Consider the following 18,566-nt stretch of genomic DNA (forward strand, 5'->3'; position numbering starts at 1 on the left):
CTATCCTTGATCCGCCTGCACCAGAATCTCGATCCGGCGGTTGGTCGCGTTGAACGGGTCAGACGGCAGCTTCAGCCGACGGTCGGCGAAGCCGGAAACCTGGGAGATGCGTTTCTCGTCGAGCCCTCCGCGCACAAGCATGTAGTAGGCGCTCTGGGCGCGATCCATCGAAAGCCGCCAATTCTCGTTCTGCGTGCCCTTATACTGGCGCCCGTCCGTGTGGCCGCGGATGGCGATCGCACCACCCCTCGCCTTCAGGATCGCGCCGATCYTTTCCATGGCGAGCACCATCTCCTGGCGCGGAACCGCAGAACCGATATTGAACATCGAATCGTCGGTCTGGTCGGAGATGCTGACCAGCAATCCGCCCTCGGACGCCGTCACGGTCAGGCCTTCGGCGAGCTTGCCAGCGACACCGCCGATCTGCTGGGCGATCTGGGCCTGCAGCTGCTCGGCTTCCTTCTTCTGCTGCTGCTCGGTCTCGGAGGCACTCTTGTCCGCATCCTTCTGATGATCGGCGTCTTTCTGAGCTTCGGCCTTCTTGTCCTCAGGCGACTTGCCGTCCTTGGCTTCGACCGCACCCTTGGTTTCCTTGGTTTCCTTGGTTTCTTTGGTTTCCTTGGCCGCCTTCTGATCGGTGGTCAGCGGTATCGGCTGCATATCCTCGACCTTGGCGATCTCGCTTGTCTCGCTCTCGACCGCCTGCTGGTCGTCGCTCTTGCCGGGCGGCAACGTCTTGCCGGCTGTCGTGACCTCGACCTGCTTCGTCCAGAAATCCGGATCGAAGGGATCACGATAGGCCTCGCCGCCGTCGGCGCCGGTGGCCGGGCCGGAATCGGCGGCACCGCCGTCACCCTTGGCGCTGACGTTGGCCTGCTGGCCGACCTCCTGGGCGATCTCGGCCAGAACCGAATACGGATTTTCGAAGAAATCGGCCTCGGAATAATTGGTTTGGTCGCCTGATGTCGATGTCTGATCGTCACCATCGGCCGCAGCCTTGCCGTCGTTCGGATCTTCTTCCTTCTGCTTCGACTTCTCCTGCTTCTCTTCGCCCTCGGCGTTGTCGACGGGCTTCTTCAGGCCCTTCTCGGTGGGCTTTTCGTCGGAGAGTTTGATCGGATTGAAATAGGTCGCGACCGACGCCTTGGTCTCCTCGTTGGCGGCATTGACCAGCCACATGACCAGGAAGAACGCCATCATCGCCGTCATGAAGTCGGCATAGGCAATTTTCCACGCACCGCCATGGGCGCCATCGTGATCACCGCCGCCATGTCTCTTGACGATGATGATCTCGTTCTTGCCGTGGTGGTGGTTTTCGCCTTCGCTCATTCGAGAACTTTCTTCAAGCTGGCTGCCCAGGCGGACATACGGGTGACGATGACGGATTCACCGATTTCGACGGCGAGATCGATATCGTCGGTCTCAATGTGGCGAACCGCCCCGGCATGTTCGCCGAGCTCGGCCTTCACTATGTCGAAAAGCCGGGTCGGCCCCCTGACGACGATCGCTCCGGCCGCGCCTTCGAGGATCGCGTCGCGCAGCAGGGCCGCGAGGCTTTCGGCAGCCTTGGCGGCGAGCGCGTCCGTCATCACAGGCGCGATGGCGGCGGCGGCGCCGGCGCTGACCAGCTGCGCAACCTCTTCGGCGATATCGCGGATGCGGGATGCAATGACCGCCGCCGCCTCGACTTCGTAGCGAAGCTTCAGTTCCTCGAGTTCACGCGCATGGACCTCCGCCAGCGTCCGCGCCTCGAGTTCGTATTTGTCAGTCAATTCCGCGGTCGCAGCGGCATGACCTTCCGCATAGGCTTCGCGGCGCTCTGCCTCGATATCGATCGYCGGTTCGCTCGGCATTTCGGGGAATGCGTCGCCGCCGAAATCATCCATGTCGAGGATCGGCGCTGACGATTCCGGTTCACCGAAATCCTTCAAATACCGGGAAAGCGAAATGCTCATAAAAAACCATCCAGCATTCGGGAGGCATGCAACATGCCCGCCCCCGCTCAAAGTGACCTTGCGCGCCGCCATCCCCTTCGAAACGGACAAGGGCCTGACCTTGCGCCGGCACGGATTCGGACGATGCCTTCATGCCGGAAACTAGGAAGTCAAACTTGCGCGAGGATGAATGGTGCCGCCGCCACCCGTGATCGCGCCCGCCACTATTCCAGCAGGATCAGGATCTTGCTTGCGGCCGTGTTGAGGATCGAGATCGCTTCGACGGCCATTTGTTTCTGGGTTTCGATCGCCTTCTGCCGAATCGAAGCCTCGTCCATGTCGGTATCGACGAGCGCACCGACGCTCTTGTCGATCGAATCGGACAGATCGGCGGTATAGTCGATCTGATCATCGATGCGCGTCTTCATCACCCCGATGGACGCGGCCGTCGTCGTCAGCGAGGAGAGCAGCGCGTCGGTGACGTCAAGCATGTCGGTGAGTTGTGCATCGGTCGTGGTTTTGCCAATCGCAATTTCCGTACCTGTCGCCGGCGTGGTGGAGTTAGCGTTCAGCAGATAATAGTTCCGCGACGTCGTGCCGCTGTTATTGATCGCATTGGCATCGACCGGCTTGGTCAGCAGGCCGCCGCTGGCATTGTTCTTGTCGATGAGGATGGTCTGCGAGGATGGGAAATCGATGGTCTGGGCCTGATATTCGCCGGTCGGAGCGCGCACGAAACCCGAGATCACCTGCCATGTCGGCGGCGCAGCGGTGTCACCGTTCAACAGCCAGTTTTCACCCGCAAACGACGTCGATTCGACGACGGTCTGCAACTGCTCTTTGTATTCGCTGATCTCGGCGTTGATCTTGTCCTTGTCGGCGCCAGGCTCTCTTGCCGAAACCAGCTTGGCGCGAATCTGGCCGATGAGATCGATCGCCGAGTCCATCGCCGTGTAGGTCGCATCCACCTTGGCAGCGCCGAGACCGAGCGCATCTCCGATCGTTCCGAGATTGGTGCTGTCCGAACGCATGACGGTTGCGACCGACCAGTAGGACGCATCGTCGGCGGCCGTCTCGATACGATATCCCGAGGACACCTGCTGTTGGGTCTGGTTGGCTTCTTTGTTGATGCTGCGCAGCACCGCAAGCGCATTCACCGCGGCCGCGCTGGTAATCTTAACGGTCATCGACAGGTCTCGGAATCGGGGTGAAAGGGCAGGCCGGATTACCGGCGGCGACTGAAGTGGCGTCATGCCTCCGGCAGAGTTTCTACCGGCGTGTCGCAAAAGCAAATCAACTCGAGGCGAAGTTAACTCGATACCAACCTGTTGGGCAAGAGCGCAGCACTGAGCCTGGCGCAGCGATCGAAATGTCGACCAAAGCATTGATATAAAAGAAAGAACCGCGCCATTTCGGGCGCGGTCCGGGAGGCTTTGCGCTTGCTGCCAGACGGTGGCGCAAGATTCGGTCCAGCTTCAGCGCCAGATTTAGCTGCGGAACAGCGTGAGGATGTTCTGAGCGCTGGAGTTGGCGATCGACAGCGACTGGATGGCCAGCTGCTGCTGCGTTTGCAGCGCCGTCAGCTTGCTCGATTCCTCTTCCATGTCTGCATCGACGAGGCGGCCGACGCCCGAGTCGATCGAGTCGCTGAGCGCGCCGACGAAGTTTTCCTGCAGCTCGATGCGAGTGGAAATCGAGCCGAGCTGCGATGCAGCCTTGGTCATGGCATCCAGGCCGGCCTCGATTGACGTCAGGGCCATGGAGATCTCAGCCGAGCCGAAAGTGCTGATGTCCATCGAGTAGATCGAGCCGATCGTACCAGATGATGTGCCGAGAATGCCGGAGCTCGTCTCGATCGTGCCAGTCGAGGTCATGCCGAAGAGGACGTTGCCCGCGGAGCTCGAGTTCAGAATGTAGTCCGTTGTCTTGACCGAGACATTGCCGTTGCCATCGCGCACGAAGGTGGAAACGACGCTCTTGGTGCCGTCAGCGCCGGCAACCCAGTTTTCACCGGAGAAGGAAGCCGATTGCGCGATGCTCAGAAGCTGCTGCTGCAGCTGGCTGATTTCTTCCTGAATCTTGGTTTTGTCGACGCCCTTTTCGGTCGCGGCGACGATCTTCGCCTTGATTTCGCTGATGACGTCGATGGCGCTGTCCATCGCGGAGTAAGCGGTGTCGACCTTGGCGGCGCCGAGGCCGAGAGCGTCGGAAACGGCGGAAAGTGCCTTGTTGTCCGAACGCATGGTCGTTGCGATCGACCAGTAGGCGGCGTTATCGGCTGCCTTTTCGACGCGGTAACCCGACGATACGTGGTTCTGCGTCGTTTCTAGGCTGTCGTTGATTCCGCGGAGTGTCTGAAGAGCGGCCATCGCCGCGACGTTCGTCAAAATGCTGGTCATGAAATGATTGCCCCTTGTTGGCAAATGGAAAAAAGGGACATTCCGGGAAGCTACCGGGAACGGGGATCAGCCTCATGCCTGTTAACCGGTTCTTAAATTTGGTTAACTCGCCGTCTCGTTGACCGCAGAAGACAGCATTATGGTTAATCAACAGTTAACGGAAATTAAAAAAGCCGCGCTCCATTGAAGCGCGGCTCGATTCCGAGATGCCCGCCGGAGACCGGCGGGCCGATATTTCCGAGGGTTATTAGCCGCGGAACAGCGTGAGGATGGTCTGCGAAGAGGAGTTCGCGATCGACAGCGACTGGACAGCCAGCTGCTGCTGGGTCTGCAGGGCGCTGAGCTTGGAGGACTCTTCTTCCATGTTGGCGTCAACGAGACGGCCGACACCGGAGTCGATCGAGTCGCTGAGGGCGGACACGAAGTTTTCCTGCAGCTCGATGCGCTTGGAGATCGAGCCGAGCTGAGCGCCGGCGCTGGTCATGGCCTTCAGAGCCGATTCAACGTTGGTCAGAGCGGACTGGATCTCGCCGAGGGTGAAGTTGGTGATGTCCATTGCGTAGACAGAACCGGTCGCACCATTCGAAGTACCGAGGATACCCGTGGAGGTTTCGACCGAGCCGCCGCTCATGCCGAACAGAACGTTGCCCGTGGAGCTGTCGTCGAGAACATAGTCGGTCATCACGACCGAAACGGCGTTGGAGCCATCGCGGACGAACGAGGAGACGACGTTCTTGGTGCCGTCAGCGCCGGCAACCCAGTTTTCACCGGAGAAGGAAGCCGACTGCGCGATGCTCATCAGCTGCTGCTGCAGCTGGCTGATTTCTTCCTGGACCTTGGCCTTGTCGACGCCGTTTTCAGTCGCGGCAACCAGCTTGGCCTTGATGTCACCGACGACATCGATGGCGCTGTCCATGGCGGAGTAAGCGGTGTCGACCTTGGCAGCGCCGAGGCCGAGAGCGTCGGAAACGGCGGAAAGTGCCTTGTTGTCCGAGCGCATGGTCGTTGCGATCGACCAGTAAGCAGCGTTGTCCGAAGCCTTGCCGACGCGATAGCCGGACGAAACGTGAGCCTGGGTTTCCTGGAGACCTTGGTTGATGCCACGGAGAGTCTGGAGGGCTGCCATTGCAGCGTTATTGGTGTTGATGCTCGTCATAGTTTRCTTGCCCCTTGTTGGCAGATCTTAAGAAGGGACATTCCGGATTTTCGGCCGGCCCACAGCGATCAGCATCATGCCTGTTAACCATCTCTGTTAAGGTTAACTCGCCGTTTCGATGGGCCTAGAAAACAGCAAGATGGTTAAGGAAAGCTAAATCGAGATCGGAAATTATTCAAAAATATCTGAGGCTTAGAAGGATTTTCATTAACCTTATATTAAAACATTTCGCGGCCGGGGATGACCCGGCCGCGAAACTTGGAAACCTTGTGCCGACCGGTCTTAGCGGAAGAGCGACAGGATGTTCTGCGAAGAGGAGTTCGCGATCGACAGCGACTGGATCGCCAGCTGCTGCTGGGTCTGCAGGGCGCTGAGCTTGGAAGATTCTTCTTCCATGTTGGCATCGACGAGACGGCCGACACCGGAGTCGATCGAGTCGCTGAGAGCAGACACGAAGTCGTCCTGGGCGTCGATGCGGCTGGAGAGCGAACCGAGAGCAGCGCCGGCGCTGGTCATGGCCTTCAGAGCCGCTTCAACGTTGGTCAGAGCCGACTGGATCTGGCCGGCGGTGAAGTTGGTGATGTCCATCGCGTAGATCGAACCGGTCGCACCACTCGAAGTGCCGAGGATACCGGTGGAGGTTTCGACCGAACCGCCGCTCATGCCGAACAGAACGTTGCCCGCAGAGCCGCTGTCGAGAACGTAGTCGGTCGTGGTGATCGAAACGGCGTTGGAGCCGTCGCGGACGAACGAGGAGACGACGCTCTTGGTGCCAGAGGCGCCGGCAACCCAGTTTTCGCCGTTGAAGGAAGCCGACTGAGAGATGCTCAGGAGCTGCTGCTGCAGCTGACCGATTTCTTCCTGGACCTTGGCCTTGTCGACGCCGTTTTCAGTCGCGGCAACCAGCTTGGCCTTGATGTCGCCGACGACATCGATGGCGCTGTCCATGGCGGTGTAAGCGGTGTCGACCTTGGCAGCGCCTACGCCGAGAGCGTCGGAAACGGYGGAAAGTGCCTTGTTGTCCGAGCGCATGGTCGTTGCGATCGACCAGTAAGCAGCGTTGTCCGAAGCCTTTTCAACGCGGTAACCAGAAGAAACGTGGTTCTGCGTGTTGTTGAGGCTCTGGTTAACGCTACGCAGCGTCTGGAGAGCGGCCTGCGCGGAAGTATTGGTGTTAATGCTTGTCATAAGTCTGTCCCCTGGAAAACTAGATACAAAAGGAGGACATACCGGACTATAGTACCGGCGATGACGGACCAGCTTCATGCTACTCGGCGCCTTTTTTGTTTGGCCCAAACCCGTCATGTCCAGGGCAATCTCGCAGCCAATGCTTGCCAACTCCTTAAAAATACAGGCCCCAGGCCGGCTCCTCGCAGGGGATAGTTAATGCTTGCTGAATATATTCCTTGGCACTCTAATTCTCTTGAAAACCAAGCGTTTTCCCTAGGCAAAAGTCGGCATTTCCCCTCGAAAACAGAGGTTCACCAAGCGCACCGGTTTCAAGCAAGCTTCGAATGCCAATGTGGCAGGCGCCGGGATAGCACCATCGGACCGATCCGCCCGTTTTTGCGGAGGACGGCCTGTCCGTGCCTCGGCGGTCGACGCCAGAACATTTCCTTCACGGAGTTGGGTTTTGAACAGCAAAGTTTCGTTCTCTGCGGCATCCAAGGATTACCAGATGGGCCGCTACACACAGTCCTTGGCAACGCTCAACCAGCTGATGGATATTCAGCAGGACGCCAAGACCTATGCGCTGCTGGCCAAGAACCTCGTGCAGCTCGGCTTCAAGGCCGATGCCGCGAAAGCCTATGGCCTGGCCGGCAACTGCGAAGGACCGAACTCCTACGAATACCAGAAACAGGCGGCCAAGCTGCACTACGAGACCGGCAGCGAGGACGATGCTCTGCTGATCGCCATGCGAAACCTTAGCAAGGCGCAGGAAGACCCGGAACTCGCCTTCATCATCACCGCGATCTATCTGAAGCGGCAGCAGCGGGATATCATCCGCCCGTTCAAGACGGTGCTGTCGCAGAGCGCCAATCCCGATCATATGCGCCTGGCAGCCCTGCTACTGAGCGACGATCTGAACGATGCAACCAACCAGAGCCTCTCGCGCAACCTCTTCAAGCGGTTTCCAGGCAATCTTGCATTCCGCTTCCTGCATCTGGTTTTCGCCCGCGAATTCAATGAGTTCGAAGAGGCAAGCAAACATCAGGCGGTGATCGATGCCTCACTCGCAAAGGGCGATGTCGAGATCCTGCGCAAGGATAACCCGTTCTATCATCTGCACTGGTGCGGCAACGAGGATTTCAACCGATATGCGACGATCGGCACCACCCCCCTCAACCCGGAACGGGTGGCCCTCCGCCGCAACCAGCCGCACAGCTGGTCGGACAAGATCCGGATCGGCTACATGTCATCGGACTTCTGGGATCGCCACGCCACGATGAAGCTCTTGCAGCGCATCCTCGAACTGCACGACAAGGACCGGTTCGAGGTGACGCTCTTCTGCCATACTGGCCCTGAATACCTCAAGCACAACAATACCGATCGCAGCCGCTGGGGCCGGATCGTTACTGTTCATGGCTTCTCCGACCAGGGGATGCTGGCGGCGGTGCGCGAGCATAATATTGACATCATGGTCGACCTGAAGGGCCATACTTCGGGCAGCCGCGCGTCGGCCTTCAATTTGCCGCTCGCGCCGGTGCATGTCGGCTGGCTCGGTTTCCCCGGCAGCACGGTCAATATCGATCTCGACTACGTCATCGGCGACCATTCGGTATTGCCCGAGGTGGCGAAGCCCTTCTACCATGAGAAATTCTGCCGGCTGCCGGAGAGCTACCAGCCGAACGACCCGATGCATCGCCCGAAGCCACGCCCTGTCACCCGCGAGCAGCTCGGCCTGCCGGAAGACGCCTTCATCTTCGCGTCCTTCAACGGCAACCGCAAGATCACGCCGGAGACGATCGACAGCTGGTGCCGCATCCTCAAGCGCGCGCCGAACAGCGTGCTCTGGCTGATGGCGAACACGCCGCGCAACCAGGCGAACCTCTTGAAGCAATTCCAGGCGGCGGGGATCTCCGCCAAGCGGATCATCTTCTGCCCGCGCGCGCCCTACGAAGAGCACATCGACCGTCAGCAGGCGGCCGACATCGGCATCGACACCTTCCCCGTCAACGGCCACACGACCACTTCGGAGCAGCTCTGGGGCGGCCTGCCGGTCCTGACCGTCAAGGGCACCAACTTCGCCTCACGCGTCAGCGAGAGCCTGCTCAGGGCCATCGACCTGCCCGAACTCGTGGCAAGCGACCTGCAGGCCTATGAGGATCTTGCCGTCGAACTGGCGCAGAATCCCGCGCGGATCGCGCAATACAAGGCGCATCTCAAGGAGAAGCGTTATATCGCGCCGCTCTTCGATGCCGAACGGTTCTGCGACCATCTGGAGCAGGCCTATGAAATCATGGCCGAGCGTGCCAAGCAGGGTCTTGCACCCGATCACATGGACATTCCGGCGCTGCCGCCGCGCACGGCGCCGTTCGCGGCCGAGTGAGGTTCGATCCGCACTCCGTTGCGCGTCGGTTCAGACGCGCAACGGGCGCTGCAGCACTTTGGGATGGCTGCATAGTTAGAAACCCGCCGGAGCGATCCGGCGGGTTTTCTCATTGGCGAATATCAAGCAGCGGCAGCCGGTCAGAGCAATTCCAGGAAAAGTGCGAAGCGGTTTTCCGTCCGGAATTGCGTAAAAACAAAAGGATAGAGCGGTTCTGCGCTTCCGTTAAAAGCTGAACCGCTCTAGCTGAACGAGCGCACCAGGCTGCCGACGAGCAGGTTCCAGCCGTCGATCAGCACGAAGAAGAGAATCTTGAAGGGCAGCGAGATCGAGGTCGGCGGCAGCATCATCATGCCCATCGCCATGGTGATTGTGGCAACGATGAGGTCGATGACGAGGAACGGCAGCACGACGAGGAAGCCGATCTCGAAGCCGCGGCGAATCTCAGAAATCATGAAGGCGGGGATCAGCACGCGGTAGTCGATCGGATTGGTCGTCTGGATATTCTGTCCGCGTTCGCGCGCCAGATCKACGAAGAGCGCCAGATCCTTGTCGCGGGTATTGGCCGCCATGAAGGTGCGGAAGGGTTCGGCGATACGCTGGACCGCCTCAGTCTCGTTGATCTGATTGGCAAGCAGCGGCTGCACGCCGTTCTGCCAGGCCTGATCAAAGGTCGGCGACATGACATAGAAGGTCATGAACAGCGACAGCGACAAAAGGATCATGTTGGAAGGCGTCGAGGAGAGGCCCATCCCTGAGCGCAGGATCGAGAAGGCGATGATGAAGCGCGGGAAGCTCGTCACCATGATCAGGATGCCCGGCGCGACCGAAAGAATAGTCAGCAGGCCGAATGTGCGGATGATCCAGGCGGCGACGGAGCCATCGACCGGCACATTCAACAAGTCAGTCGGCAGCTGCTGTGCCACCGCCAGTTCCGGTACCGCCATCATGGCGGCAAGGAAAACTATGAGACGAATCATTCGATGACAAATGTCCTGAACATGATCTTCGATACCCGCCCTTGCGAGCGAAGGTCAACACGTTCCTGTATGTCATCCTTGAGATATTGAAAGCCGCGCGGCCCCTCGATCTGCTGAAGGGAAACGGTTCTGATATAGGCGAGGATATCCTGATGAATATCCTCGGAAACCTTGACATCCGGCGGCCCGTTGAACAGCAGCGCGACTTCGAGTCGCACCCAGTTTTCCGAGGGGTAGGCGAGGTTCGAGGTGATCGGCTCGAGCTGGACGACGTTGTTGGCCTCGGTCGAGATGCGCGCCAGACCTTCCTCGGCCTTTTTCTTGGCCTCGGCATCCTTGGCCTGCTCGACCTCCTTGGCACCCTTGATGTTGGGCGCGACGATCGTGCCGACCGCCCAGCCGCCGCCGGCGCCGAGCAGGGTCAGGACGACGACGCCGATGATCGTCATCAGCGTGCCGGATTTCTTCGGTTGACCTGCGCTTGCGTCTGGCTCTGCCATCGTCGTTCAGCCTCAAAGCGGCGAGAAAAGATCGACGGCCTGCTGGCCGCGCGGAGGCTGCTGCACTTCCATCAGGCGGCCGCGGCCACCATAGGAAATGCGGGCTTCGGCGATCTTGTCGTAGGAGATCTGGTTTTCGGCATTGACGTCCTGCGGACGAACGATACCAGCAACGTTCAGGATGCGCAGTTCCTGGTTCAGGCGGACTTCCTGCGAGCCCGATATGACGAGGTTGCCGTTCTCGAGAATGCCGGTGACGACGGCGGCGACCAGAAGGGTGAGCTTGTCGGTGCGCTCGATCTTGCCCTTGCCGTCGGTGCTGGTATCGGAGCCATAGGTCAGATCGGTCTTGGACTCGGGCGTCCAGCCGAAGATCTGGGCGTTGACGTCCCAGTTCATGCCGCTCGAATTCTTGCGGCTGCGGTTGGTCTCGTTGTCGAAGGAGCCCTTGTCATTGATCTGGATGTCGACGGTCAGGATGTCGCCGACGTTGAGCGCGCGCGCATCCTTGAAGAGAGCGGCCTGCGAATCGCTCCACAGCGAGTAGCCCTGCGCCACGGCGCGCGGCTGCTTCGGATAGAGCGCCATCTGCGGCGTCTGACCGTAGGCAAGACCGCTTCCGATCGGGCTCATGGCGGGCGCGCGGCCGATCTCGCTGACCGCCGTCGGAGACTGGCAACCTGCAAGGAGTGCGAGGGCGGCGATCGCGGCCGGGAAACGCATATTCATGAAGGATCCTTCGACGTATTGGGATCGGACGCACTGGCGATGACGCTGGCGATGGCAGCGGCCTTCTGCGGGTCCATCTCGTTGAGGATGAGGCTCGACTGCCGCGGGCCGAGCCGCATGATCACGGCGGAAGCCACCTCGATCTTCATGTCCTGCAACTGGAGTGCGGCCGCATCCGGCTTCATCTTCTTGTAGATCTCAGTGAGGCCGGCTTCCGCCTGCTTCAGGAAATCGTCGCGCCGCTTCAGCCAGTCCTGATATTCGGCCTTGCGCTTGTCCATCTCCGCCATGCGGGCGTCGATGTCGGCGCGAAGCTTTTCCAGTTCCTGCTTCTGCAGGAGATAACGCTGGTCGCGGGCGGGCTCGGCAATGTTGGTACAGAACTGCTTGATCTCGTCCTGGGACGTGATGTCGCCAGCCGGCGCATGTTCCTGCGCGAAGGCGCCGGGGATCGACAGAAGGACGAGGCCCGCGGCCGGCAGCGCCAGACGGCGCAGCAATTGCAGGACCGTCATGTCAGGGTTGATGATCTTGATCATTGCAGCACAAGCTCCGCCTGCAGGGCGCCTGCCGATTTGATGCCCTGGAGAATGGCGATAATACCATCCGGTTTCACCCCGATGTTGTTGAGGCCGGCGACGAGGGTCCGGAGGTCAGGGCCGTCGATGATCGCGACGCGCCCGCCGGTCTGCTCCGCGGCGATATCGGTCTGAGGCTGGACGGCGGTTACGCCGCGCGAGAAAGGTTCGGGCTGGATGATCTGCGGCGTTTCGGTGACCTGAACCGTCAGGGTACCGTAGCTGACGGCAACCGGCGAGACGCGGACGTCCGAGCCGATGACGATCGTTCCGGTGCGTTCGTTGATGACCACCTTGGCCGGCGTATCGGTCTCGACGATGAGATTTTCGATATCGGCCATCAGCCGGGTGAGATCGGCCGTGCGCGGCTTCTGGATCACGACCTCCTGCGAATCCTTGGCTTCGGCAACCGGGCCGCCGAAGCGCGCCGAGGCATAACCATTGACGATGTCGGCGATACGGATCGCCGTCGAGAAGTCGGGGTTGCGCAATTGCAGGACGAGATTGACCGAATCCTTGAAGCGGGACGGCAGTTCGCGCTCGATGATCGCGCCGCCAGGCACGCGGCCGGCAGTGGTGACGCCTTCGGTGACCGTCGCCGCCTGGCCCTGCGCCTGAAAACCGGAAACAATGGCGGCACCCTGCGCGACAGCGTAGATCTGGCCGTCGGCGCCGGAAAGCGAGGTCATGACGAGCGTGCCGCCGCGCAGCGACGTCGCATCGCCGAGCGAGCTCACCGTCACGTCGATACGGCTGCCGGGGCTTGCGAAAGGGGGCAGGTTGGCGGTGACCATCACGGCCGCCGTGTTCTTGGCGTTGGACTGGCCGCCCTGCGTCGAGATGCCGAGATTCTGCAGCATCGCGCGCATCGACTGCTCGGTGAAGGGCGAGGACCGGAAGCCGTCGCCGGTCCCCTGGAGGCCGACGATGAGGCCATAACCGATCAGCTGGTTATCGCGGCCGGCCTGAAGGGAGGCGATGTCCTTGATGCGGGAGGTCAGCGCCCAGGCGGGCGCGACATCAGCCAAACTCATGGCGAGAACCGCGACAAGAGTAACGAAACGGAAGAACAATTTCATTTTGCCCTCACATGGACCGTGCCGTCCGCAAGCACCGTGCCGCTGACGATGACACCGGAATCCATATTGCGCGCGCGGACGACCTGCCCGGTCGCGCCATCTTCGAGCGGCGTGCCGGCGGCGGAGATCGTCATCGCGCCGAGCGAGAAGACCAGGCGGATCGAAGAGCCACGGGTCACGGTATAGGCCTCGCGCAGGGCCGAAACCGAGATGGTGCGGCCCGGCAACAGCGTGCGCTTGGAAACCATGCCTTCGACCTGCGAAACGGATTTGGCATAGTCGCCAGCGAGGTTGGGGTTGGTGACCTCGACCTCCTGAAGCTGGCTGGCCGACAATGTGTCGCCGGGGTAGATGATCGTGGTCGGGACGACGGCATAACCCATGCCGGCATCCGCGTTCGCAGGCAAGATAATGCCCGCGACTGCGATCGTGGCTGCCGCCACCCATCCTGAGATGTGTCCTGCCCGGCAAAACATCATGTTTCGGCCCTTCCCTTACTTCAGGTTCTTGCTGACGATGGAGGCCATTTCATCAGCGGTGGTGATCACCTTGGAATTCATTTCGTAAGCGCGCTGGGCCGAGATCAGCTCGGTGATTTCCTTCACCGGGTCGACGTTCGAAGATTCCAGATAACCCTGCTTCATGTAGGCGAAACCTTCCTCATCGGGATTGCCGATGACGGCTTCGCCGGAGGCCGGCGTTTCCTGGAAGAGATTGTCGCCGAGCGGCTGGAGACCCGCCTCGTTGACGAAGTCGGCAAGCGTCAACTGACCGAGCACGGTCGCATCCGTCGCACCCGGCAGCTTGGCAGAAACCTGGCCGGAGCGGCTGATCGTCAGCTCGGTCGAGCCTGTTGGAATGGTGATGCCGGGAAGGACCTCGTAGCCGTCGATGGTGACGAGCTGGCCCTGGTCGTTCTTGTTGAAGGCGCCGGCGCGGGTGTAAAGCGTCGTGCCGTCGGTCGACTGGATCTGGAAGAAGCCCTTGCCGATCAGCGCCACGTCGAGATCGTTGCCGGTCTGGGTCAGTTCGCCCTGGAGATGCAGGTTGCGGACCGCCGAGGTCTGGACGCCGAGGCCGATATTGGCACCTTCCGGAACGACGGCCTGGTTGGCGCGGTTGGCGACACCCTTGGCACGTTCGGTCTGGTAGAGAAGATCCGAGAATTCGGCGCGAGCGCGCTTGAAACCCGTCGTATTGATGTTGGCGATGTTGTTCGCGATGACTTCCAGATTGGTCTGCTGGGCATCCATGCCCGTTGCTGCGATGGCGAGCGCTCTCATGTGTTCGTCCTCAAATCAGTTACATCTGCATCTTGGTGACTTCGAGAAAGGCCGAGACGACCTTGTCGCGGATGGCAATCGCGGTTTGCAGCGTCTGCTCGGCCTGGAGCATGGAATCGACGACTTCACGCGTCGTCGCCGTGCCCTTGATACCGGCAAAGGACATGCTTTCCGCACCCTTCAGGCTGCTGACCGCGTCGCTCGCCATGTTGCCCATGACCGAGGCGAAGCTCATGCCATTGGCCGCACCGGCGGCGCCCGGCATGGTGGCGGCAGACGACGAGGCGGAATTTTCGGTGTCGACGGCGCCGAGCGCGCGGGTCATCGAAAGGTTGCTGACATTCTGGACGCTGCTGATCATTATTATTGGCTCTTCAGGAGATCGATCGTGGAGGAGATGAGATCGCGGGTCTGTTTGATGGTCTGCAGGTTGGCGTCATACGAGCGGTTGGCTTCGCGCATGTCGGCCATCTCGACGAGGATGTTGACGTTCGGCAGTTTGACGACGCCCTTCTGGTCCGCAGCCGGGTTGCTGGGATCGAATTCAGTGCTGAAGTCGCCTTCGTCGACGCCGACCTTCTTGACGCCGACCGTCTCGACGCCGCTGGCGCGATCCATCTGCTGGCCGAAGGTAATCGTCTTGCGCCGATAGGGCTCGGCGCCGGGCGTGTCGCCGGTCGAGCGGGCGTTGGCGATGTTTTCCGAGACGATGCGCAGGCGCGTTGACTGCGCTTCGAGCCCGGAGCCGGCGATTTTCATTGCTGCTGAAAGCGGATCCATGACTTTACCTTCTGACGGTCATCAACATCATGCGGTTGAAGGAACTGACCAGCGAGGTGTTCAAATCATACTGGCGCTTGATATCGCCCGACTTGGAAAGCTCCTCGGCCAAACCGACGGTATTGCCGGATTCCTGGACGCCGATTTCCTGGTCGAGTGCAGCGTCCTTGACGTCGATATCGCCGCTGTTGCTGAAATCGTTACCGCTCAGATGCGCCGGATTGGTGCGCGCCATGGCGATGTCGGACTTGTCGAGCACAGCGTCAAAGGGCGTGACGTCCTTGGCGTGGAACTTCGGGGTATTGGCATTCGCGATGTTGCCGGCAACAACCTGCTGACGAATCGTCAGCCATTCCGCCTGTCGCGAAGCCAAGTCGAAAAGTTGGATTGGTTGCATGAAACTCTCCGTTTTTACTGTCCCGAACCTAGTGCGGTAATCTTGCGTGGGACTTACGGGAATTCAGGCTTCGCGAGGCTTTTGTGCGAACGCCGCCATCAAAAGAACAGGGGCAAAAGAACAGGGGCTCCGGCCGGTTCGCGGCGGAGCCCCTGTTGCCTGGGTTTGCAGACAGGTTCAGTTGTTCTGGTAGGTCTCGCCCTTGGAGGTGACGATCACCCATTTGCCGTCGCGCTGCTCAAGTGTCGCAAGGCGGCTTTCATCGGGCAGGATCGAGCCGATGCGCACCACATACATGCCGGAGGGATCCTCGATCAGCGCCCGGCCGTTGGAAACATGCAGCAGTCGGAAGGATGATTTGCCGGGGAAGGGCTGATCCTCCAATATGGGGCCGCCATCGCGCTCCTTGCCGAGATCGGACACCGTAGCGGTCGTCAGCGGATCAATCGGCGGGGCCTTCTTGTCCCCCTCGTTCTTGTTGACCATGGCAAGCGGCGAGACGCTGAAGACGTTACGCGCCGGCCAATCCGGCAGTTCGCGCGAATTGCTGCTGGTGGCAACATTGATGCCGAACTTTTCCGCGTTGAAGAACACGTACCAGGGGAAGAAAGCCGAGGCGCCGGCAAGCGCCAGGCCGGTAAAGGTCAGCAGCCGATCCAGGATGACGGTTTTCCTGCGCTGCTTCAGGGAAGCGATGCGTTCGTCGTCAAATTCAGTCACGTCTATCTCCTCTGGATGGGGCCGCCCTGATTGCCCATGCCGGCTGCAGCCTTGAGCGCGCCGGCGAGATCGGCAAAGGCATCGGGCGAGTCGCGGTCGCCCGGAGACTGTTTCAGGACGTCGTAAATGATTGGCACCTGCTTGACCGCCATGTCGAGATCGGGATCGGCACCCTGGCGGTAACCGCCGATCAGGCGCAGGTCGCGCGTCTCTTCAAAGCGGTGAATCAGCACCTTCAGCCGCGACACCAGCTTTTCCTGGTCCGGCGTCCAGGCCTTGCGGGCAAGACGCGAGATCGAGGCAAGCGGATCGATCGGAGGATAACGCCCTTCTTCGGCGAGACTGCGCTGCAGGACGATATGGCCATCGAGGATGCCGCGCGTCGAATCGGCAATCGGGTCGTTGTGATTGTCGCCGTCGACGAGGATCGAGATGATCGCCGTGATGGTTCCGGCGCCCTCGGGGCCGGGACCGGCGCGTTCCAGCAGGCGTGGCAGCTCGGTGAAGACGGAAGCGGGATAGCCGCGCGCGATCGGCGGCTCGCCGGAGGCGGTCGCCACCTCGCGGATCGCATGGGCGAAACGCGTGACGCTGTCGACGATGAAGAGGACGTTCTCGCCCTTGTCGCGGAAATGCTCGGCGATGGTGACGGCCGTCAGCGGCGCCATCTTGCGAAGCATCGGGCTCTCGTCGCTGGTTGCGACGACGGCGATCGCCTTCCTCATATTGCTGCCGAGCGTATCCTCGATGAACTCCCGCACCTCGCGGCCGCGTTCGCCAACGAGCGCAATGACAACCTTGTCGAAAGCATCGGCGCGTGCGAGCATGGACAGAAGTGTCGACTTGCCAACACCGGAGCCGGCGAAGATGCCGAGGCGCTGCCCCAGGCAGAGCGGCGAGAAGATGTCGATCGCGCGCACGCCGGTCTTGAAGCCGGTCTCGACACGCTTGCGGGTCATCGAGGGCGGCGCGGTATTGGAGATCGAGCGGCGATCGAGCCCTTCGGTGACCGGACCCAGCCCGTCGATCGGCTCGCCGAGCGAGTTGACGGTGCGCCCACACCAGCTGTCAGACGGTGAAATACGGAAGGCGCCCTTGCGGATGACGGTATCGTGGATGCCGATCGGCTCGCCGGGTTCGATCGGGCAGACATAGATCAGTTCCGGCTCGACGCGCACGACTTCGCCCAGATGAATGCCGGTCGCCGATTTATGGGCCACGAACTCGCCGAGACGAACATGGCGGGAGAGACCGTGGACCGTGTAATGGCCGGCGGCGATGGTCTGCACGCGACCGCCATGGGCAACTGCGAACTCCGGCGATGCGTATCGGTCGACGAGGCCCGCCAGATGCGCCAGCTTCGGGGAAAGGCCGTCCTCAGACAGTAGCGTGGTGCTCATGCTTTAACTTTCAACTTTCGCCTAGCGGCTGCCCCCAAGTGTCTGGACGGCTTCCTTGAAGGAATCTTCGCTGTCGCGCATCAGCGACGAGACGCTTTCGAAGGCGCGGTTGACTTCGATCAGCTGGGTGATCTCGCGCATGGCGTTGACGTTGGAGTTTTCGAGATAACCCTGCTCGACACCGACATTGAAGCGGTCGACGACGGCGCGCGGCTGGTCGGTGGTCATGATGCCGCTGTTTTCGTAGCGCAAGTAACCCTTGCTGATATCGGCCTCGAACAGACCGAGCGAAGCGACCTGGCGGTCTCCCTGATAGATGATGCCGTCGGTGCCGACGGCAGGCTCGCCGCCTTTGGTGTTCAGCTGGATCGGGGCACCGCCGGCGTCGAGAACCGGATATCCCCGGATCGAAACAAGTTCGCCGGTTTCCTTGATCGTGAAGCGGCCATCCCTCGTCAGGACGCGGCCGGCCGGCGTATCGAGCGAAAACCAGGCATCACCCTTGATGGCGAAATCCAGCATGTTGCCGGTGTGCTGCAGTTCGCCGTTTCCCTCGTTCAGATAGTCGTTGCCCTGGGAAACGAAGGCGACCTTGGTGTTCAGCTTGTTCTTGGTATTCGCCACCATCTCATCGAACTTCACCTCGGTGGCGCGAAAACCGGTCGTATTCACGTTCGCCATGTTGTCTGCGATGGTGTTCAGACGCTTTTCGAGGGCCATCTGCGACGACAGAGAAACATAAAGACCGGATTGCATGTCGGTAAGCTCCAAGCATTGGCGATGAACGGGACGAAAAGCCGGGCGTCGTCTTGAGTGGTTCGGCCGGGATTTCGCTGAGGCGGCATCTCAGAAACGGGCGCGGGCACCCATTCGTCTCCTTTAGACTGACGGCAGATGCTTGCGCGAAGCTGGCACGCGGAAATGCCTCGCGATCGGGCCTTTCATCAGCCTCACGCAAGGCAGAAACCCTATCCGTCTCAAAGAAAAGCAACGTTCAGATTGGGCTGACGATGAATATCATTATCGGATTTATAGTGACTTGCGGCTGTATCGTCGGCAGCTTCATGGCCATGGGCGGCGA

General features: G+C 60.6%; 20 protein-coding genes. 1 reads left to right on the forward strand and 19 read right to left on the reverse strand.

Going from position 1 to position 18,566, the window contains the following annotated elements; translation table 11 throughout:
- From AC1D1Z_RS19550 to AC1D1Z_RS19575, 6 genes are all read right to left on the reverse strand, one after another.
- A complete protein-coding gene (locus AC1D1Z_RS19550; protein WP_477851600.1) occupies positions 1 to 1,329 on the reverse strand; it encodes a MotB family protein in 1,329 nt (442 codons plus the stop codon).
- The gene (locus AC1D1Z_RS19555; RefSeq protein ID WP_477851601.1) at positions 1,326 to 1,955 is read right to left on the reverse strand and encodes a hypothetical protein; all 630 of its coding nucleotides are present in this window, start codon (positions 1,953 to 1,955) and stop codon (positions 1,326 to 1,328) included. The genes AC1D1Z_RS19550 and AC1D1Z_RS19555 overlap by 4 nt, the downstream gene beginning before the upstream one ends.
- Positions 1,956 to 2,158: 203 nt before the next feature.
- On the reverse strand, positions 2,159 to 3,121 hold the full coding sequence (locus AC1D1Z_RS19560; protein WP_131703068.1) for a flagellin N-terminal helical domain-containing protein: 963 nt from the start codon (positions 3,119 to 3,121) through the stop codon (positions 2,159 to 2,161).
- A gap of 300 nt (positions 3,122 to 3,421) precedes the next feature.
- Positions 3,422 to 4,333 (reverse strand): flagellin N-terminal helical domain-containing protein, encoded by a 912-nt coding sequence (locus AC1D1Z_RS19565; RefSeq protein ID WP_018445808.1) that lies wholly within the window; start codon positions 4,331 to 4,333, stop codon positions 3,422 to 3,424.
- 247 nt (positions 4,334 to 4,580) lie between these two features.
- Complete coding sequence (locus AC1D1Z_RS19570; RefSeq protein ID WP_018445809.1) at positions 4,581 to 5,489, reverse strand: flagellin N-terminal helical domain-containing protein; 909 nt, start codon at positions 5,487 to 5,489, stop codon at positions 4,581 to 4,583.
- 282 nt (positions 5,490 to 5,771) lie between these two features.
- Complete coding sequence (locus tag AC1D1Z_RS19575; RefSeq protein ID WP_477851602.1) at positions 5,772 to 6,677, reverse strand: flagellin N-terminal helical domain-containing protein; 906 nt, start codon at positions 6,675 to 6,677, stop codon at positions 5,772 to 5,774.
- Between the two features lie 445 nt (positions 6,678 to 7,122).
- On the opposite strand from AC1D1Z_RS19575, the gene AC1D1Z_RS19580 reads away from it, so the two are divergent.
- A complete protein-coding gene (locus AC1D1Z_RS19580) occupies positions 7,123 to 9,039 on the forward strand; it encodes an O-linked N-acetylglucosamine transferase, SPINDLY family protein (protein ID WP_028734016.1) in 1,917 nt (638 codons plus the stop codon).
- 242 nt (positions 9,040 to 9,281) lie between these two features.
- On the opposite strand, the gene fliP is transcribed toward AC1D1Z_RS19580, so the two are convergent.
- The 13 genes from fliP to flgF form a co-directional block, all read right to left on the reverse strand.
- The gene (fliP, locus tag AC1D1Z_RS19585; RefSeq protein WP_018244816.1) at positions 9,282 to 10,019 is read right to left on the reverse strand and encodes a flagellar type III secretion system pore protein FliP; all 738 of its coding nucleotides are present in this window, start codon (positions 10,017 to 10,019) and stop codon (positions 9,282 to 9,284) included.
- Complete coding sequence (locus AC1D1Z_RS19590; RefSeq protein ID WP_130813311.1) at positions 10,016 to 10,519, reverse strand: flagellar basal body-associated FliL family protein; 504 nt, start codon at positions 10,517 to 10,519, stop codon at positions 10,016 to 10,018. The genes fliP and AC1D1Z_RS19590 overlap by 4 nt, the downstream gene beginning before the upstream one ends.
- Before the next feature lie 12 nt (positions 10,520 to 10,531).
- Positions 10,532 to 11,248: a flagellar basal body L-ring protein FlgH gene (gene flgH / locus AC1D1Z_RS19595; protein ID WP_003556536.1), complete on the reverse strand. Its 717-nt coding sequence runs from the start codon at positions 11,246 to 11,248 to the stop codon at positions 10,532 to 10,534.
- Complete coding sequence (locus AC1D1Z_RS19600; protein WP_018445813.1) at positions 11,245 to 11,787, reverse strand: MotE family protein; 543 nt, start codon at positions 11,785 to 11,787, stop codon at positions 11,245 to 11,247. The genes flgH and AC1D1Z_RS19600 overlap by 4 nt, the downstream gene beginning before the upstream one ends.
- On the reverse strand, positions 11,784 to 12,905 hold the full coding sequence (locus tag AC1D1Z_RS19605; protein WP_027685986.1) for a flagellar basal body P-ring protein FlgI: 1,122 nt from the start codon (positions 12,903 to 12,905) through the stop codon (positions 11,784 to 11,786). Before AC1D1Z_RS19605 ends, AC1D1Z_RS19600 begins: the two co-directional genes overlap by 4 nt.
- Positions 12,902 to 13,384, reverse strand: coding sequence for a flagellar basal body P-ring formation chaperone FlgA (flgA, locus tag AC1D1Z_RS19610; RefSeq protein ID WP_018244812.1), 483 nt, complete (start codon positions 13,382 to 13,384; stop codon positions 12,902 to 12,904). Before flgA ends, AC1D1Z_RS19605 begins: the two co-directional genes overlap by 4 nt.
- A gap of 15 nt (positions 13,385 to 13,399) precedes the next feature.
- Entirely contained in the window at positions 13,400 to 14,188 is a 789-nt protein-coding gene (gene flgG / locus AC1D1Z_RS19615; protein ID WP_028734020.1) for a flagellar basal-body rod protein FlgG, read from the reverse strand.
- Between the two features lie 19 nt (positions 14,189 to 14,207).
- Positions 14,208 to 14,549, reverse strand: coding sequence for a flagellar hook-basal body complex protein FliE (gene fliE, locus AC1D1Z_RS19620; protein WP_028734021.1), 342 nt, complete (start codon positions 14,547 to 14,549; stop codon positions 14,208 to 14,210).
- A gap of 2 nt (positions 14,550 to 14,551) precedes the next feature.
- On the reverse strand, positions 14,552 to 14,968 hold the full coding sequence (flgC, locus tag AC1D1Z_RS19625) for a flagellar basal body rod protein FlgC (RefSeq protein ID WP_027685989.1): 417 nt from the start codon (positions 14,966 to 14,968) through the stop codon (positions 14,552 to 14,554).
- 4 nt (positions 14,969 to 14,972) lie between these two features.
- Complete coding sequence (flgB, locus tag AC1D1Z_RS19630; protein ID WP_027685990.1) at positions 14,973 to 15,365, reverse strand: flagellar basal body rod protein FlgB; 393 nt, start codon at positions 15,363 to 15,365, stop codon at positions 14,973 to 14,975.
- A gap of 177 nt (positions 15,366 to 15,542) precedes the next feature.
- The gene (locus AC1D1Z_RS19635) at positions 15,543 to 16,085 is read right to left on the reverse strand and encodes a flagellar protein (RefSeq protein ID WP_131703069.1); all 543 of its coding nucleotides are present in this window, start codon (positions 16,083 to 16,085) and stop codon (positions 15,543 to 15,545) included.
- Between the two features lie 2 nt (positions 16,086 to 16,087).
- Positions 16,088 to 17,485 carry a flagellar protein export ATPase FliI gene (gene fliI, locus AC1D1Z_RS19640; protein ID WP_018244807.1) on the reverse strand — a complete coding sequence of 466 codons (1,398 nt, stop codon included), beginning with the start codon at positions 17,483 to 17,485 and terminating at the stop codon, positions 16,088 to 16,090.
- Positions 17,486 to 17,506: 21 nt separating this feature from the next.
- Entirely contained in the window at positions 17,507 to 18,241 is a 735-nt protein-coding gene (flgF, locus tag AC1D1Z_RS19645) for a flagellar basal-body rod protein FlgF (RefSeq protein WP_028734025.1), read from the reverse strand.
- Positions 18,242 to 18,566 lie beyond the last annotated feature (325 nt).

Source organism: Rhizobium sp. P1_E1 (assembly GCF_056406015.1).

Excerpts from the sequence above, each read along its gene's own strand:
- fliI (WP_018244807.1), bottom strand. The coding sequence starts at position 17,485 with ATGAGCACCACGCTACTGTCTGAGGACGGCCTTTCCCCGAAGCTGGCG.
- AC1D1Z_RS19590 (WP_130813311.1), bottom strand. The coding sequence starts at position 10,519 with ATGGCAGAGCCAGACGCAAGCGCAGGTCAACCGAAGAAATCCGGCACG.
- fliE (WP_028734021.1), bottom strand. The coding sequence starts at position 14,549 with ATGATCAGCAGCGTCCAGAATGTCAGCAACCTTTCGATGACCCGCGCG.
- flgH (WP_003556536.1), bottom strand. The coding sequence starts at position 11,248 with ATGAATATGCGTTTCCCGGCCGCGATCGCCGCCCTCGCACTCCTTGCA.
- flgC (WP_027685989.1), bottom strand. The coding sequence starts at position 14,968 with ATGGATCCGCTTTCAGCAGCAATGAAAATCGCCGGCTCCGGGCTCGAA.
- flgA (WP_018244812.1), bottom strand. The coding sequence starts at position 13,384 with ATGATGTTTTGCCGGGCAGGACACATCTCAGGATGGGTGGCGGCAGCC.
- AC1D1Z_RS19565 (WP_018445808.1), bottom strand. The coding sequence starts at position 4,333 with ATGACCAGCATTTTGACGAACGTCGCGGCGATGGCCGCTCTTCAGACA.
- AC1D1Z_RS19570 (WP_018445809.1), bottom strand. The coding sequence starts at position 5,489 with ATGACGAGCATCAACACCAATAACGCTGCAATGGCAGCCCTCCAGACT.
- flgB (WP_027685990.1), bottom strand. The coding sequence starts at position 15,365 with ATGCAACCAATCCAACTTTTCGACTTGGCTTCGCGACAGGCGGAATGG.
- AC1D1Z_RS19560 (WP_131703068.1), bottom strand. The coding sequence starts at position 3,121 with ATGACCGTTAAGATTACCAGCGCGGCCGCGGTGAATGCGCTTGCGGTG.
- AC1D1Z_RS19605 (WP_027685986.1), bottom strand. The coding sequence starts at position 12,905 with ATGAAATTGTTCTTCCGTTTCGTTACTCTTGTCGCGGTTCTCGCCATG.
- flgG (WP_028734020.1), bottom strand. The coding sequence starts at position 14,188 with ATGAGAGCGCTCGCCATCGCAGCAACGGGCATGGATGCCCAGCAGACC.
- flgF (WP_028734025.1), bottom strand. The coding sequence starts at position 18,241 with ATGCAATCCGGTCTTTATGTTTCTCTGTCGTCGCAGATGGCCCTCGAA.
- AC1D1Z_RS19600 (WP_018445813.1), bottom strand. The coding sequence starts at position 11,787 with ATGATCAAGATCATCAACCCTGACATGACGGTCCTGCAATTGCTGCGC.